14 protein-coding genes and 4 pseudogenes are annotated in these 15,468 nt (G+C 35.5%); 8 read left to right on the forward strand and 10 right to left on the reverse strand.

Annotated elements, in window-relative coordinates; all coding sequences use genetic code 11:
- Nucleotides 1-50: 50 nt before the first annotated feature.
- Nucleotides 51-1,137, reverse strand: a pseudogene (locus ACQH2Q_RS03895) (IS3 family transposase).
- Between the two features lie 194 nt (nucleotides 1,138-1,331).
- Here ACQH2Q_RS03895 and ACQH2Q_RS03900 point away from each other — a divergent pair.
- The 4 genes from ACQH2Q_RS03900 (at nucleotide 1,332) to ubiH (ending at nucleotide 4,786) form a co-directional block, all read left to right on the forward strand.
- Nucleotides 1,332-1,607, forward strand: a complete 276-nt coding sequence (locus ACQH2Q_RS03900) for an HNH endonuclease signature motif containing protein (RefSeq protein ID WP_264723744.1) — start codon at nucleotides 1,332-1,334, stop codon at nucleotides 1,605-1,607.
- Nucleotides 1,604-2,014, forward strand: coding sequence for a hypothetical protein (locus ACQH2Q_RS03905; RefSeq protein ID WP_410541833.1), 411 nt, complete (start codon nucleotides 1,604-1,606; stop codon nucleotides 2,012-2,014). Before ACQH2Q_RS03900 ends, ACQH2Q_RS03905 begins: the two co-directional genes overlap by 4 nt.
- Nucleotides 2,015-2,096: 82 nt before the next feature.
- Nucleotides 2,097-3,107: an Mrp/NBP35 family ATP-binding protein gene (locus tag ACQH2Q_RS03910; protein WP_265023942.1), complete on the forward strand. Its 1,011-nt coding sequence runs from the start codon at nucleotides 2,097-2,099 to the stop codon at nucleotides 3,105-3,107.
- Between the two features lie 530 nt (nucleotides 3,108-3,637).
- A complete protein-coding gene (gene ubiH, locus ACQH2Q_RS03915; protein ID WP_182309156.1) occupies nucleotides 3,638-4,786 on the forward strand; it encodes a 2-octaprenyl-6-methoxyphenyl hydroxylase in 1,149 nt (382 codons plus the stop codon).
- Nucleotides 4,787-4,963: 177 nt separating this feature from the next.
- Here the strand turns inward: ubiH and ACQH2Q_RS03920 are convergent.
- A protein-coding gene (locus tag ACQH2Q_RS03920; protein ID WP_264705388.1) for an IS630 family transposase occupies nucleotides 4,964-5,823 on the reverse strand; the annotation gives its coding sequence in 2 pieces (ribosomal slippage) (nucleotides 4,964-5,499 and nucleotides 5,499-5,823; 861 coding nt in all).
- A 357-nt stretch (nucleotides 5,824-6,180) separates the two neighbouring features.
- Between ACQH2Q_RS03920 and ACQH2Q_RS03925 the strand changes: the two are divergent.
- Together ACQH2Q_RS03925 and ACQH2Q_RS03930 are read left to right on the forward strand one after the other, a co-directional pair.
- A pseudogene (locus ACQH2Q_RS03925) lies at nucleotides 6,181-6,501 on the forward strand (IS481 family transposase); the annotation flags it as partial.
- Nucleotides 6,502-6,591: 90 nt separating this feature from the next.
- Nucleotides 6,592-7,917: an IS4 family transposase gene (locus tag ACQH2Q_RS03930; RefSeq protein ID WP_264339118.1), complete on the forward strand. Its 1,326-nt coding sequence runs from the start codon at nucleotides 6,592-6,594 to the stop codon at nucleotides 7,915-7,917.
- Between the two features lie 10 nt (nucleotides 7,918-7,927).
- Here the strand turns inward: ACQH2Q_RS03930 and ACQH2Q_RS03935 are convergent.
- From ACQH2Q_RS03935 to ACQH2Q_RS03955, 5 genes and pseudogenes are all read right to left on the reverse strand, one after another.
- Nucleotides 7,928-8,595, reverse strand: a pseudogene (locus tag ACQH2Q_RS03935) (IS630 family transposase); the annotation flags it as partial.
- Nucleotides 8,596-8,697: 102 nt separating this feature from the next.
- Nucleotides 8,698-9,474: a hypothetical protein gene (locus tag ACQH2Q_RS03940; protein ID WP_264339289.1), complete on the reverse strand. Its 777-nt coding sequence runs from the start codon at nucleotides 9,472-9,474 to the stop codon at nucleotides 8,698-8,700.
- 65 nt (nucleotides 9,475-9,539) lie between these two features.
- Complete coding sequence (locus tag ACQH2Q_RS03945) at nucleotides 9,540-9,869, reverse strand: phage tail tube protein (protein WP_425383618.1); 330 nt, start codon at nucleotides 9,867-9,869, stop codon at nucleotides 9,540-9,542.
- A gap of 34 nt (nucleotides 9,870-9,903) precedes the next feature.
- On the reverse strand, nucleotides 9,904-10,314 hold the full coding sequence (locus ACQH2Q_RS03950; protein WP_341817668.1) for a DUF3168 domain-containing protein: 411 nt from the start codon (nucleotides 10,312-10,314) through the stop codon (nucleotides 9,904-9,906).
- Nucleotides 10,315-10,620: 306 nt separating this feature from the next.
- Complete coding sequence (locus tag ACQH2Q_RS03955) at nucleotides 10,621-10,917, reverse strand: head-tail connector protein (RefSeq protein WP_425383379.1); 297 nt, start codon at nucleotides 10,915-10,917, stop codon at nucleotides 10,621-10,623.
- Between the two features lie 87 nt (nucleotides 10,918-11,004).
- On the opposite strand from ACQH2Q_RS03955, the pseudogene ACQH2Q_RS03960 reads away from it, so the two are divergent.
- A pseudogene (locus ACQH2Q_RS03960) lies at nucleotides 11,005-11,490 on the forward strand (IS4 family transposase); the annotation flags it as partial.
- 65 nt (nucleotides 11,491-11,555) lie between these two features.
- Nucleotides 11,556-12,415 (forward strand): IS630 family transposase gene (locus ACQH2Q_RS03965; RefSeq protein ID WP_264705388.1). Its coding sequence is split into 2 segments (ribosomal slippage): nucleotides 11,556-11,880 and nucleotides 11,880-12,415, totalling 861 coding nucleotides; the frame shifts between segments, so codons are not numbered across the junction.
- Here the strand turns inward: ACQH2Q_RS03965 and ACQH2Q_RS03970 are convergent.
- The 3 genes from ACQH2Q_RS03970 to ACQH2Q_RS03980 all read right to left on the reverse strand — a co-directional run bounded on the left by ACQH2Q_RS03970 (nucleotide 12,328) and on the right by ACQH2Q_RS03980 (nucleotide 15,465).
- Nucleotides 12,328-13,392, reverse strand: coding sequence for an ankyrin repeat domain-containing protein (locus ACQH2Q_RS03970; protein ID WP_425383380.1), 1,065 nt, complete (start codon nucleotides 13,390-13,392; stop codon nucleotides 12,328-12,330). The genes ACQH2Q_RS03965 and ACQH2Q_RS03970 overlap by 88 nt on opposite strands.
- Nucleotides 13,393-14,234: 842 nt before the next feature.
- Nucleotides 14,235-14,813 (reverse strand): RlmE family RNA methyltransferase, encoded by a 579-nt coding sequence (locus tag ACQH2Q_RS03975; protein ID WP_015588787.1) that lies wholly within the window; start codon nucleotides 14,811-14,813, stop codon nucleotides 14,235-14,237.
- A 76-nt stretch (nucleotides 14,814-14,889) separates the two neighbouring features.
- Nucleotides 14,890-15,465, reverse strand: a complete 576-nt coding sequence (locus ACQH2Q_RS03980) for a PopZ family protein (RefSeq protein WP_010082598.1) — start codon at nucleotides 15,463-15,465, stop codon at nucleotides 14,890-14,892.
- Nucleotides 15,466-15,468: the final 3 nt, after the last annotated feature.

Here is a 15,468-nt window from a genome sequence, read left to right on the forward strand (position 1 = left end):
TGAAAATTGACCTTACCCAGAAAAAGTGGAGAGAAAGTTTGGAATGTTTTTTACAAAAAGAATGATGCATCAAATTGTTCTGGAATGCAATAGTTAATAGTGACGTTGTTTGTTATAAAAAATTTCTATGTATTCAAATATTGCAGTTCTAGTTTGTTGAGCAGAGTGTTGTGAAGTATCAATAAGTATTTCTCTTTTCAATGAGCTAAAGAAGCTTTCTGCAACAGAATTGTCGTAACAACAGCCTTTATTACTCATCTATATTCTTTACAGCTAAGAGATATTGATACCCTTGCGCAGTATATTGTGAACCTTGGTCACTGTGCAGCAGTAGATTTTTAACAGGTTTACGCCTATTAATGGCCATTAATAAAGAGTTCATAACCAATTGTTTATTTATTGCACTACTCATTAACTACCATACGTGAGAATTATTGCTGCCAAATATAGCCATCCCTCCTTGGTTTTGATGTAAGTAATCCCATACTTTATTTGGTTGATCAACAATAAAGTTTTGATCTAATATATTGGGAGCTACAGCTCTATTATCTGTTTGTTGTTTTTTAATTTTAAACTTTCTTCTCAGTATAGCCCTGATGTCATTTTTCTGCATAATACTTTGCACCGTTTTCAAATTGCAACTTTTACCCAAAGCCTTCAATTCAGCATGAATTTTAGGAGCTCCATATCTACATTTAGAAACTTGATATATTTTTTGAATAGCTTCGAGTAGCTCTTTATTTGCTGATTCTCTACTGCTTATTTTTCTTGTGGTCCACTTATAGTAGCCACTAGCAGAAAATCCTACATAATTCCTGTACTTTATAGCAGTTACTATATAAAAAAATATTTTACTCTTTTTGACTGGCCAGGGCTTTTTTTTAAATGTCTCTTTCCCTTGTTACTCTTGCTTTGTAAATCAAACCTCTCTTTGTCGTAAGGAGCCATGTTACCTCTACCTGGAAATGCATCTGCTGCCGACTTTTTTTCGTTGTGTTTCTTTATCCATTTTCCTAATAAACCACCCTTTATTCCTAAATCCTTTGCTATTTTTGTAATTGTTTGACCTGCCTTTCTTTGTTCATTTGCCAGCTTAACAGCTTCCAATTTGAATTCTGCCGTATATTCTCTTGCCATTTCTAATCCTCCAAAATTTTATTTTACCCGAAAAAACTCCTTTCTTTCTCTCCACTTTTTCTGGGTAAGGTCAGTCTTTAGGCACCCAAACAAAGGGAAATGCTGGATAAAAAGAAAATACTTTAAAAAGTATAATAACGATAACTGGAGTTTTATGACAAGTAACAAGATACATCTTATTATACACAGCGATCATGTTATTAAACAAAGTGCAAAAAACCAGATCTCCATATGATGGTGATTGGGTTTATTGGGGTAAACGTCTGAGAAAAATACCAGATAAGCCATTAAGAGTAATAAAACTATTGAAGTTACAACAAAGTAAATGTGATAATTGTAGACTATGGTTTAAAAGTGATGATATAATAGAAATACATCATAAAGACCGGAATAGACGAAACAATATGATCAAAAACTTATCTTTGTTACATGGACATTGTCACGATGAATTACACAGGAGGTGTGCATGAAAAGCACCAAATTGGAGAGAAGCCGTATGAGGCGCAAAGTCTCACGTACGGTTTTGAAGTCGAGTGAGGAGGGGCGACCTTCTTCACTTAGACAACAGCATGCAAGTGAAACTAGTGAAGAGGATCTAAAAAAAGTGGTAGGAAGTGATGTAATTATTGGCAAGGCTTATAATGAGTTGAATCAATATAATTGGAGTGAAGAAGAGCGTTTTACTTATGATCAAGATAAGAAACGTGAGGATGATAATTTATCCTGCATCATGCAAAGTAGAATTGAAGGAAAAATTGAAGGAAAAATTGAAGTTGCAAAAAACTTACTTAAAGCTGGCATCTCTATTGATATTATCTCTCAGACAACCAGCCTTCCTCAAGCTAAAATTGAACAACTTCAGGAAGAAATTGCCTAAAAGGCTTGTTGGTTTTTGAATTTATTTCGTGTAACATTGTCGCAATGATACCCTTCCTGGCGCATCAAACAACAGAGGTCTAATGATCAACGAAGAAATTGTAAGAGAGAACTTAAAAAAAGTCATAGAGCAAAAAAGCGGTAAAGATGTGATCGCTCTTGGCATAATATCCTCAATCATTATTAAAGGCTGGGACATTGGTTTTGCGCTTGAAGTTGCCGGTGACACGCAAGCAAACGAAGAATTAAGAAGAAATTGTGAGCAAGCTGTTAAAGCTATACCGGGGGTGACAAAAGTGATCGTGGTTGCTACTTGTCAAAAACAAACTGGGCAACAAAAAGCTAAATTACATATCGAAGGAGTGAAAAATATAATTATTGTGGCCTCTGGTAAAGGAGGCGTAGGTAAATCCACAGTTGCGCTAAATCTTGCTCTCTCATTAGCAAAGTTAAAACACAAAGTTGCGCTGGTTGATGCAGATATATATGGTCCTTCAATTCCTAAAATGCTTAGCACTGAAAAATTAAAGCCAGAAATACAGGGTGGAAAAGCAATACCTATAGAAAGGTATGGACTGCATACTATTTCAATCGGCTATTTTGTTGACAAGGATCGTGCAGCAATATGGCGCGGACCTATGATCACAAAAGCACTTTATAATCTGCTCATGGGAACAAAATGGTCCGATATAGAGTATTTGATAGTTGATACACCACCTGGAACTGGCGATGTGCATTTAAGTCTTATGGAAAATTTTAACTTAACCGGGGCGATAATAGTTTCAACTCCACAGGAGCTCTCTTTAATCGATGCTCGCAAAATTTATGATATGCTTAAAAAGCTCAGTATACCGATTATTGGCATTGTGGAAAATATGAGTTATTTCATTCAAAATGACTCAGAAATATACATATTTGGAAAAGACGGCGCAAAAAGAATGTCTGAGGAGCTGAGCATCAAACTCCTAGGCAGGATTCCTCTGGATCCACAAATATGTCATGCTTCTGATTGTGGAAATCCTTTAATGCTAAGTGAAGATTTGGCAGAGATTTATGAAGACATTGCTAAAGATGTTATAGCTAAAGTGGCTTAGGTTTACCTACAATTTGAAAAACCGTCATTCCGCTACTAGTTAGCGGAATTTATACCGCGAATGAATCCACAACTGTACGAACATTGTCTACCAGAAGGGTGTCATCCCAGTCTGGGATCCAGGAATTTTATTAAGTATAAAAATAGCTGTTTTATGTTAAAATACAACGTTTTGATGATTATGGAAAGGCTGGATTCCAGACTGGAATGACATCATCCTTTTTTCTGAATTCCAGTGTCAGCTACTTCCATGACATCATTATAAAGTAAAATGAGATCCCAGTGTCACGCACTGGGATGACAAGAAGAGGGCTACTGGGATGACAGGGGAGTTGCCTTTTTTCTACTTAGTTTGGGTTATGCAAGAAATCTAATATGATTACTTCTATGCTTAGCCATTTTCAAGACAGGTTCTAAGAGACTTAATTTGTATATAGGAAAACCTTAAAGTCTTTTACTCATAGTATACAAAGTTTGTTTAAACTATTTTCAAAATAGATAAAATATAATTTTACAATTAGCGTAAATAAAATGAATTATGATGTAATCATTTCAGGTGGTGGGTTGCTTGGTCTTATTACTGCAATTGGCCTCAGTTGTAACTCTGTGTCTGTAGCTGTAATTGAAAAAAATAGTTTGCCACGTGTAGTAGATGACAACCGAGCATTTGCTATTTCTCAAGGCTCGAAAAAAATATTGGAAAAATTAGGGATTTGGCAGTTTATAGAAAGCGAAGCTGAGCCAATACTTGATATATGCATATTAGATGCGGTTACTGTGCATTACAATCATAAAATGGTTGGTGAAGAGCCAATGGGTTATGTTATTAACAATGCTACTATATGGAATGCAATCAACAATAATTTTCTGAATAAACTAAATATATACTCTCCACATTCCTATAAAACAATTGCTTGTGATTCAGGATATGTGGAAGTTATTCTTGATAATAACCAGGAATTAATATCATCGCTACTTATCTGCGCTGAAGGCAAAAACTCTAAACTACCAGAGTTATTTTCTATACCGACAGTGAAATTTGATTATAAACAAAGTAGCATAGTATTTAATGTAAAGCATGAACTGCATCACCAAAACTTAGCTGTAGAGCGTTTTTTTCCTGGCGGTCCATTTGCAATTCTACCGATGAAGGGTGGCCATACTTCTTCAATAGTCTGGACAGAAAAATCTGAAATTTCAAAAATGCTAATGGATCTGTCTGAAGAAGAATTTATTATAGAGCTTAAAAAAAGATTTGGTTCTTATTTAGGAGAGATAAAACTAGAGGGTGAAAGAAAACTTTATCCTTTAAGTTTTGTTTTCGCAAAAAAGTTATATAAGGGTAGAGTTTTGCTTATCGGCGATGCAGCACATTCAATTCATCCAGTTGCAGGTCAAGGGCTTAATCTTGGAATTAGAGATGTAGAAAGTATTATAAAGCACGTAGTTGCCGCAAAAGCATCTGGTATTGATGTTGGCAGTAGTTATTTATTAAAGAAAATTTCACGTAACAGATACTTTGATAATTTTACAATGGCGCTTGCAACTGATGGATTAAATAGGATGTTCTCCAACAGAATATTCTGCGCTAAAGCACTAAGAAATCTTGGCTTGATTGCAGTTGAAAATTCAAATTTTCTCAAAAAAAGCTTCATTCGGCATGCTATGGGGTTTATATAAACCACTATTTTATAGTTAATGCAAGTCAGGTTTCCCACGTCATACCGCCGCGGTATCTTGGCCGCTAACACGTAGCGGGATGACGAATGTATCTGTTTAGCAGTTGTGTTAAAAGTCAATAGAAAAATTGATGTAGCTGTGGATAAGTATAGCATTTCTCATAATAGTCCGAACAGGTCATAGGAAGGCAGAATCAACAGCACGACGAAAGGATTCGAATAGAGGAATGTTTTTCCTGGCTCTGTTTTTTATAGCAAACCAATGATGCTCAATTTTGTTGAAATCTGGAGAATAAGGCGGCAGATACAAAATTTCTGCACCAACCCCTTTAGCAAGCTCGATAATCTTATCAGACTTATGAAAAGTAGCATTGTCAAGAATGACAGTCTGTCCAGGTTCCAAGATCGGTGTCAAAAATTGCTCAAACCATCCATTAAAAACATCCATATTACAGTGGCCTTCAAAGGTTAACGGAACAACTATCTTTCTTCCACTTAAGGCTGCAACCATACTGATTCGTTGAGTTTTCTTTCCAGATTTTAAGGCATAAAACCGCTGTCCTTTCTGGCAATATCCGTAGGGGTAGTCTTCGGTGTTATCAATGCCAGACTCATCTATATACACTAAGTTTTTAGGTTCTTTTGTCGCTATAATTTTCAAAAATTCAGCACGTTTTTCTTCGTTTCTTTCCTTGTATCCATATGTCTTTTTTTGCGCGTAAATCCAATTTTTTTAAGGGCTCGATAGATCGTTTGGATACTAACGTTGTTCCAAAGTTTAGCCATTTCCGATAGAGTCTTTCCTCCGTGTTCTCTGGCAAATTTGGCAAAGGTATCCCAGTCGGTAATTTTGTGATTGTAACCCCCATTTCCAAGTTTTTTTGATTGAAAGTCTCCTGTTTCTTTTCTTCTTTGCTGCCACTCCCATAAAGTAGTTCTTCCAATCTTAAATCTTGCTGCCACTGTTTCTCTGCTTTCTCCTTCGTCTAGCGCTTCCATTGCTTTTTTTCTTAAATCATAACTATATGCTGCTGGCATTCAACCTCCTTATCATCATCTACCCTTATCCTATCACATCCGGACTTTTATGGAAAGAGCTATACTTTTATCTGTATAAACGTGCTTATCCACAGCTATACTGGCTCTTAGATAGAAACAGACAGAGAGTTATATTCCTCAGTAAAAACCCTGTCATCTCTGACTAAAGAGTTAGCAAGAATAAGCAATTTCCTCATGGCAGCAGTGGAAGCAATTTTATATGGCTTTTTATATTGACTATATAATCTAGTAAAGAAAGGTTTGATATAGGAATTAGGGGGGGAGGGGGGGATGTATGGTCCCAGAGTGTGATGGTATGATAAAATATGAGAAAACAATACCATCAAAGGAGGAATTATGGGACAAATATTACATGGGTGCGCCAAAACAACAGAGACAATTCGTAGAGCAATACAAAATAGTAAAGAGAGCATAGCAAAACTCTCCAGGTACTATAACCTTAATCCAAAAACTATCATTAAATGGAGAAAACGGTCTTTTGCCAAAGACGCTGATATGGGTCCGAAGCATGCAAGATCAACTGTTTTAACTTTAGAAGAGGAGGCTGTAATTGTTGCATTTCGTAAGCATACTCTATTGCCATTAGATGATTGTCTCTACGCTTTCCAAACCTCAATCCCACACTTGACTCGCTCTAGTCTACATCGTTGCTTACAGCATACGCGTCAAGTTAAGGAAATAAAGGTATGAAAGAGATAGAATAATAAGGTATAAGTTCTCCCAGATATACTTTTAGTGAGAGAACCAATGAATAAAATAACTTGCTTATCAAAAAAGCTCAAAGAATTTTTTAATGAAAAAGCAGAGAAAATCTCAATTACAACAAGGTTTATAAAAAGAAAGAGAAAGCTAAAAGGTTCATCATTCGTAAAAGCCATGGTCTTGGGTAATATAGGAGTTGATAATTGTAGCGTAGAAACAATGTGTCAATTACTAAACGAGGACTCGATAGATATAACAAAACAAGGTTTGGATTTTAGATTTACTGAAGAAGCAGTGGAATTTATGAAAAGGATGTATAATGAATCTGTGATTCTCTTTAAAAATATCTTGCAAGTTGATTGCAAAATCTTACAGCAATTTAATAGTGTTAAATTATTGGACAGTAGCTATATTACTCTACCTAACAGTATGGAAGAGATGTATAAAGGTTATGGTACTAGCTACAGTGGCTATGAAAGCAATACTAAGTCTGGAATAAAGTTACAATTAGTTTTCGACTACATGAATCAGATAATAGACCAACTTAATTTAACGGAGGGGGTAAGATCAGACCAGGGATATAGGAAACATTTAAGTAATATATTAAGCAATGATTTGCTAATATCTGATCTCGGTTATTTTGTGCCAAGTTCTTTTAAACAAATCAATGAAATAGGAGCTTATTTCATAAGTCGTTATAAATCCGATACCAACATATATGATGTAGAAACAAATCAAAAAATGGAGTTATTAGAATGTTTAGAGGATAAGTTATTTTTAGAAAACGAGGTATTGTTAGGAAAAGAAGCAAAAATTAGAGTAAGAATTATATGTCAGAAACTAACTGAAGAACAGTCTATGGCCAGAAGAAGGAAAGCTAATAGATTAGCAAGATCGCAGGGATATACATCCTCTAAAAGAAATCAAAAATTGTTGAACTGGTCAATATTTATAACTAATGTTCCAGAAAATAAAATTAGTGCTGAGCAAGTATTAACGATTTACAGAGTAAGGTGGCAAATTGAGTTATTATTTAAATTGTATAAAAGCCATATCAGGCTTGATAAGCTAAAAGGAAAGCCATGCAGAGTATTATGTGAACTATATGCTAAATTGTGCGCAATTCTTATATTTCACGGCATAGTTGGTTGCACAGAAGTGAAAAAGAATACAGAACTTAGCTTAACAAAGGCATTTATTGAGCTAAAAAGGCGGGTTAGAGAGTTATTTTTAGTATTAACCAAAATTAATAGTTTAAAAGCATTTCTTAAAAAACTCACTATAACTTGGTCGCGATTTTCATTAAAAGACAAACGTAGAAGGGCTAGAGTATCCACTTTAACCTCTCTAAATTTGCTCACAATCTCTTAACTTGACGCGTATGGTCAAGAATGACAGTCTGTCCAGGTTCCAAGATCGGTGTCAAAAATTGCTCAAACCATCCATTAAAAACATCCATATTACAGTGGCCTTCAAAGGTTAACGGAACAACTATCTTTCTTCCACTTAAGGCTGCAACCATACTGATTCGTTGAGTTTTCTTTCCAGATTTTAAGGCATAAAACCGCTGTCCTTTCTGGCAATATCCGTAGGGGTAGTCTTCGGTGTTATCAATGCCAGACTCATCTATATACACTAAGTTTTTAGGTTCTTTTGTCGCTATAATTTTCAAAAATTCAGCACGTTTTTCTTCGTTTCTTTCCTTGTATCCATATGTCTTTTTTTGCGCGTAAATCCAATTTTTTTAAGGGCTCGATAGATCGTTTGGATACTAACGTTGTTCCAAAGTTTAGCCATTTCCGATAGAGTCTTTCCTCCGTGTTCTCTGGCAAATTTGGCAAAGGTATCCCAGTCGGTAATTTTGTGATTGTAACCCCCATTTCCAAGTTTTTTTGATTGAAAGTCTCCTGTTTCTTTTCTTCTTTGCTGCCACTCCCATAAAGTAGTTCTTCCAATCTTAAATCTTGCTGCCACTGTTTCTCTGCTTTCTCCTTCGTCTAGCGCTTCCATTGCTTTTTTTCTTAAATCATAACTATATGCTGCTGGCATTCAACCTCCTTATCATCATCTACCCTTATCCTATCACATCCGGACTTTTATGGAAAGAGCTATAACAGACAGTAGAATCGAAAGATTATTACAAGGAGAAATCTACACAGATCGACCCTTTTGTGAATCTGCGTTTCTGCTTTCTTCAACTTGTTTTGCAAAAGATGTTTCCTGTTTCTGAAGTGGTTTAGCAATTTCGCGCACAATGGCAGTAACTGCTGTTAAAAATGTTTTTAACAATGCACCTAAAACTCCACCAACTGCTTCCCTGCCATGTATATGAGCTTGCTTTTCGTTACCGTCAGCAGTTTCCCCTGCCCTCCTTCTTGGATCCATCCTATGAGCAATCACCGAAAACAACACTCCCCTGATTGAAGACTTCACTCGTTTCTTTGCTTCATCATCATGTGTTGTTTCATGTCCATGACTTAAGTGTTTAGCGTTCATTAACTCCTTCTGTTGCTGGGCAAACATGCTACTTAACACTTCTTCTATTGCTTGCTTCCTTCTTTTCTCTCTAACTCTTTTCATAGATTCTGATTTATCGCGAGTATGCTTTGTGGTTTCAAATTCTGCATCAATATCTTCGGACGCAGCCTGACTATATAAAGTCTCTATGAGCCTATCTATACTTCGCTTTATTTGCATAGTCCTTTCGTAACTATCTAAATTGTCAATCCCTTCGTCGATCTGATTTAGAATATCCTCAAAAGCTTTTAAATATTCTTGAATATACTGTATTATGTATTGCTTATCTTCCTCTTTGTGTTGTTCTTCTTGATTTTGCTGATTTTCATTTTCTAAACTTCTCTCTCTTTTATCATCGTTATTTTCTTCAATATTATCACCGTCTTCCTCGAAAAGGTCTTTGTCGTTCATGATTTTTTTTAATTTAGTTAAAATTCTCACCAGTTACTATTGTATATGAAAAAATTAAATTAACATTAATGAAAAGCTTTTACAACTTCAGCACTAGTTAAAACGACAGTAAAACTGTCAAAAGTAACAGGATCATAATACCTCTCATACAATTCAACTGAACACCTAAGCCTGATTTTTTCCTTAGTGTTAAAACTAATTTCATAATCATTATTAGAGTTTAATATAGCAGAATTACGTAATAATTCATCAGCTAATACAGAGTCTAAAATTCCATTAATTTTTATCGTAATATGTCTGCTTCCAGCAGAATCCAATACTTTTCTCCAGCCAAAAGAAGAAATATCTTTTACCTCTTCTCTGTTATTACGCAAAGTAAACCTTAGGTTTCGTATATTATTTCACACAATAAAATTATTGTCATGATCTTTAATTTTTAGCTGTAATTTGCTCATTATCACCTCCTTTTATTAAAATATCAAAATTAATTGTTGAATGTAAAATTTCATCGTGCTGATCCATAGCACAATTACTTTCTAAAATGACCTCATTATTAAAATCTTCAATGCTCTTAAGTATCAAGTTAATATGCCTTATAATGGCAAACATACTGTTTATATGATAAGTATATATGTCGCATGAAAATCTTGCCTTTGTAGCAAAATTGGACAGCATATGCAGGTTGCTATAATTCACTGCGCGCAATCTCAAGTAAGGAATGGTGACCTGTTTAGGTAAGTAGTCATAAATGTTAGTAACATATTTTCTTAAATCAGAATTTGCTTTTAGTGCTTCATAAACGCTATTGTACAACTCGTTTATAGCTTGAATTTTTTCCATGATTGACCCTCAAAAGATATATAGAAACTCGTCATCCCGCTGCTTGTTAGCGGGATCTATGTTAAGAGATACCGCGAATGAATCGCGGTATGACGATAAGGTTTATACCTCGTCATCCCGCTACTTGTTAGCGGGATCTATCCGTGACGGTATGACGTAGGACTGCTGTCATTCCGCTACGTGTTAGCGGCTGAGATACCGCGGCGGTATGACGATAAGGTTTATACCTCGTCATCCCGCTGCTTGTTAGCGGGATCTATCCGTAACGGTATGACGTAGTAGCCCAGTTTGGATGACAAGAAAGAGCTACAACACAACCTTTGGTTCGCGAAACGGAGAACAAACCTTCTTCACTTCAGATAAATGGCTACTTACCTCCGATTCACGATTTTTGTAAAGAGCAGAAACATGCCGCATAATACCTAGTTTTATCTGCTCAGGAACATTGTCATAACCAGCTTCGTATACAACATCAACTCTTATTGCATTCAAACAATTGAAAAACTCAACGTAGCCCCCTACATCACTAAAATAATACTTAAGTGTTCTCTTCTCTTGATTTTTAGACATCATTGCAGTAGCCAATACTATCTTACTCACCATACGCGTCAAGTTAAGGAAATAAAGGTATGAAAGAGATAGAATAATAAGGTATAAGTTCTCCCAGATATACTTTTAGTGAGAGAACCAATGAATAAAATAACTTGCTTATCAAAAAAGCTCAAAGAATTTTTTAATGAAAAAGCAGAGAAAATCTCAATTACAACAAGGTTTATAAAAAGAAAGAGAAAGCTAAAAGGTTCATCATTCGTAAAAGCCATGGTCTTGGGTAATATAGGAGTTGATAATTGTAGCGTAGAAACAATGTGTCAATTACTAAACGAGGACTCGATAGATATAACAAAACAAGGTTTGGATTTTAGATTTACTGAAGAAGCAGTGGAATTTATGAAAAGGATGTATAATGAATCTGTGATTCTCTTTAAAAATATCTTGCAAGTTGATTGCAAAATCTTACAGCAATTTAATAGTGTTAAATTATTGGACAGTAGCTATATTACTCTACCTAACAGTATGGAAGAGATGTATAAAGGTTATGGTACTAGCTACAGTGGCTATGAAAGCAATACTAAGTCTGGAATAAAGTTACAATTAGTTTTCGACTACATGAATCAGATATAGCTCTTTCCATAAAAGTCCGGATGTGATAGGATAAGGGTAGATGATGATAAGGAGGTTGAATGCCAGCAGCATATAGTTATGATTTAAGAAAAAAAGCAATGGAAGCGCTAGACGAAGGAGAAAGCAGAGAAACAGTGGCAGCAAGATTTAAGATTGGAAGAACTACTTTATGGGAGTGGCAGCAAAGAAGAAAAGAAACAGGAGACTTTCAATCAAAAAAACTTGGAAATGGGGGTTACAATCACAAAATTACCGACTGGGATACCTTTGCCAAATTTGCCAGAGAACACGGAGGAAAGACTCTATCGGAAATGGCTAAACTTTGGAACAACGTTAGTATCCAAACGATCTATCGAGCCCTTAAAAAAATTGGATTTACGCGCAAAAAAAGACATATGGATACAAGGAAAGAAACGAAGAAAAACGTGCTGAATTTTTGAAAATTATAGCGACAAAAGAACCTAAAAACTTAGTGTATATAGATGAGTCTGGCATTGATAACACCGAAGACTACCCCTACGGATATTGCCAGAAAGGACAGCGGTTTTATGCCTTAAAATCTGGAAAGAAAACTCAACGAATCAGTATGGTTGCAGCCTTAAGTGGAAGAAAGATAGTTGTTCCGTTAACCTTTGAAGGCCACTGTAATATGGATGTTTTTAATGGATGGTTTGAGCAATTTTTGACACCGATCTTGGAACCTGGACAGACTGTCATTCTTGACAATGCTACTTTTCATAAGTCTGATAAGATTATCGAGCTTGCTAAAGGGGTTGGTGCAGAAATTTTGTATCTGCCGCCTTATTCTCCAGATTTCAACAAAATTGAGCATCATTGGTTTGCTATAAAAAACAGAGCCAGGAAAAACATTCCTCTATTCGAATCCTTTCGTCGTGCTGTTGATTCTGCCTTCCTATGACCTGTTCGGACTATTATGAGAAATGCTATATTTATTCCACTGTCGCTACTATTACTTTCATCAATAGTCGAATCTAAAAAGGTCTGTTCACCATTATATGTAGCACCGTATTGTTCCGAATGTTGATTATGACCGGTTTGTTCTATGCGCTTCTGATTATTGGCAAGTCTTTGTTCTACCTCTTGCAACTTTTGCTCCACAGCATTTCTTTCTCTTAGAGCCTGTTCTCTTTCTAATGTATCATCTACTTTGTCTGTATTGTTTTCATTAATGATTGAGTTTGAAGAAGTCTGTTCATCCTCATCTTGTACATAGATTTTTCTGTTGTTTGGTGTAGTTCCGTTGTTCTCTTCCTGATCTCTTGCATTACATGCTTGCACTGCAGCAGTTGCGTTATTTCCGTTCACAGCTAAATTTCCTGGAGTTTTATTATTAGGCTGCGGTAAAGTGCCTTGTCTATTTTGTCTTCTCGTAGCTCCTGCCTCAGCATAACGTTGTTCTCCTTCCTCTAACATTTCTATTATAGCCTTTTTACCTTTTACATCACCGACAATATCCCTTGGAGTTCGGCCTTGACTATCTTTTAGTAAAAGATTTGCGTCATTATTCAATAAAAGCTGAACTATCTCTTGATGACCATGCAAAGCAGCAATGTGCAAAGCAGTTAATTGAGACTTAGCTCCATCAAGTTCATATATTGGTTCATTAACTTTTACTCCCTTTGCTAGTAGGAGTTTTACTATTGGTACACTGTTACATTCCACAGCAAGATGTAACAATGTATAAGTTACAATTTTGTATGAATCTGATACACGGAACATCTTATCTATCTTCAAATTGTTATAAGTGCTATATACTATTGAGTCTGCATCTTTTAGCTCACTTCCTATTCTTTCAAGTAAATTATTCTCATTTAAACCTTCACTCTTGCTTACCTCATTTATTATTTCAAAAAACTTTTCCTTTTTTATTGCCATAACCTTTCCTCTCAATTTATTTATTATTGCTGAACAGTCTCACAAAAAAGTTAAGTTTGTCGAAATTCCATGTTTGATCTAAAAATTAGTCATAAACATTTTCTATGCAAGTAGCTGACACTGGTTCATTCTATAATGGTGTCACAGCAGTCCTACATCATGCCACCGCGAACCGTCATACCGCGATTCATTCGCGGTATCTCATCCGCTAACAAGTAGCAGAATGACAGCAGTCCTACGTCATACCGCCGCGGCGCTAACAAGAGATCCCGCTAACAAGCAGCGGGATGACGAGCTTATCTTCATGCCGCCACGAACCGTCATACCGCCGCGGTATCTCCAGATCCCGCTGGGATGACGATTGTCGTTTAGCTATAAATATTTAAGAAATTTACCAAATAAAAAAAAAGGCAAAAGAAGCCCTGGGGTTATTATCTGCTTTAAAATATTGGCGTTTTTTATGTTTTAAACGCTTGACAAGCAAGATTTAGCTGCAAATGTTTAAGAAATTTACTAAGCAGAAAAAAAGACAAAGAATCCCCGAGTTAGCTAGTCTTTTACTATCTCTGTCGAGTATTGGCATTTTTTGATGTCTTGTAACGCTTTATAAGCGCGTTCAGCTTATTTAGATAAAAATCTAGATGTAGATGAAGTTTTGTAAAGACATACAGTATCTATATACTGCAAAAAATTGAACATAAGACGCCGATACATTAAGTAATCCTTACCTTTTAATCTGCAGATTGGCGAAAGCAAATACAATAGCTTCAGTTTCATGATAAGGGGGCTGGCGGAGTTTGTCAAGGAAGTTTTTTCGTTTCTGTGGGCTACCTGGATTAATATTATATAGAAAGTCTGCTGCCAATAAAGCCTAAACTTACCAAATACATTTCTGTAGATTCAGATCTACTTGACTTTGGTTTAAAGTATTTTACTGTTTTAAACATTTTTTTTAGCTCGTTACAAAAATCTTTATCAGATTCTCCTTGGAAAATTTTTACTACAAACGTGCCACCATGGCTCAAGAAATGCTTTGCAAAATTGAGCGCTGCCTCACATAAAAGCATAATTCTGATATGATCCAACGATTTTAAACCACAAGATTCGGGCGCCATGTCAGATAAAATTACATCAAATTTTTGATCCTTGAATTTTTCTCTTAAAATTTCAAACTCATTGATAATATCACATTGTATAAACTCTACTCCATTAATTGCGTTCATTGGTTTTATGTCAAGAGCAACCACATTTGCACCTTTCTGAGATGCAACTTGTGACCATCCACCAGGAGAAGCACCAAGATCAATAATTTTTTGCCCTTCTTGGAATAATTTAAATTTGTTATCCATTTCTACCAGCTTATATGCTGAGCGTGACCTATAACCATCCTTGCTAGTTTTTTGCACATACTGATCATTCAAATGACGATGTAGCCACCTTGTTGAAGATAGTTTTCTGCCTCTAGCCGTCTTTACTCTAGTTTTTATTGCTAATACCCTACTTATTATTGATTATATCTTTAAGCTCTTTTTCAACTACTTCTTTTACCAGTGCATGTAGATATTTATTCAGCCATTCTGAGAGCTGAGGTTTTAAAAGAGATGTAACTAATTCTTCAACAGTAAGGTTCGCTTTTTTTTGTTGTTTATGCTGTAATTCGTTTTGCATTTTTCCAAGCAACGCTTTGATCTCTTCCATATTCTCTTTTAAAATTAGATGATCGTTATTTTGCGCTTGTAAGCCGCTATTACTCGCTTTGTTATTACTCATTTGGATATTATCGTACAAATAAATATCTTTTTTTTCTTCTGAATTGTAGCTATGGCCATTAAATTGGTTATTGTTGCAAGCCATTTCCTCACTTTGGTCATCATTATCGATGTCCTCTTTTTCATTATTTTCTTTTTTGCCATCTTCTTCTATTTCTTCTGGATACTCTTCCTCAAGGTATAGCACATCATCATTTTCATCCTTTATTTCTGCTTTATCGTTACTCGCGTTTTTACCCGATATAGCTTTTTTTATATCTTCTAGGATATCTTTTACAGATTGATTGCCTTGTTCATCATGCATAGT

The sequence above is a fragment of the Wolbachia endosymbiont (group A) of Melieria omissa genome, from assembly GCF_964031125.1.
Lineage (GTDB): Bacteria > Pseudomonadota > Alphaproteobacteria > Rickettsiales > Anaplasmataceae > Wolbachia > Wolbachia pipientis.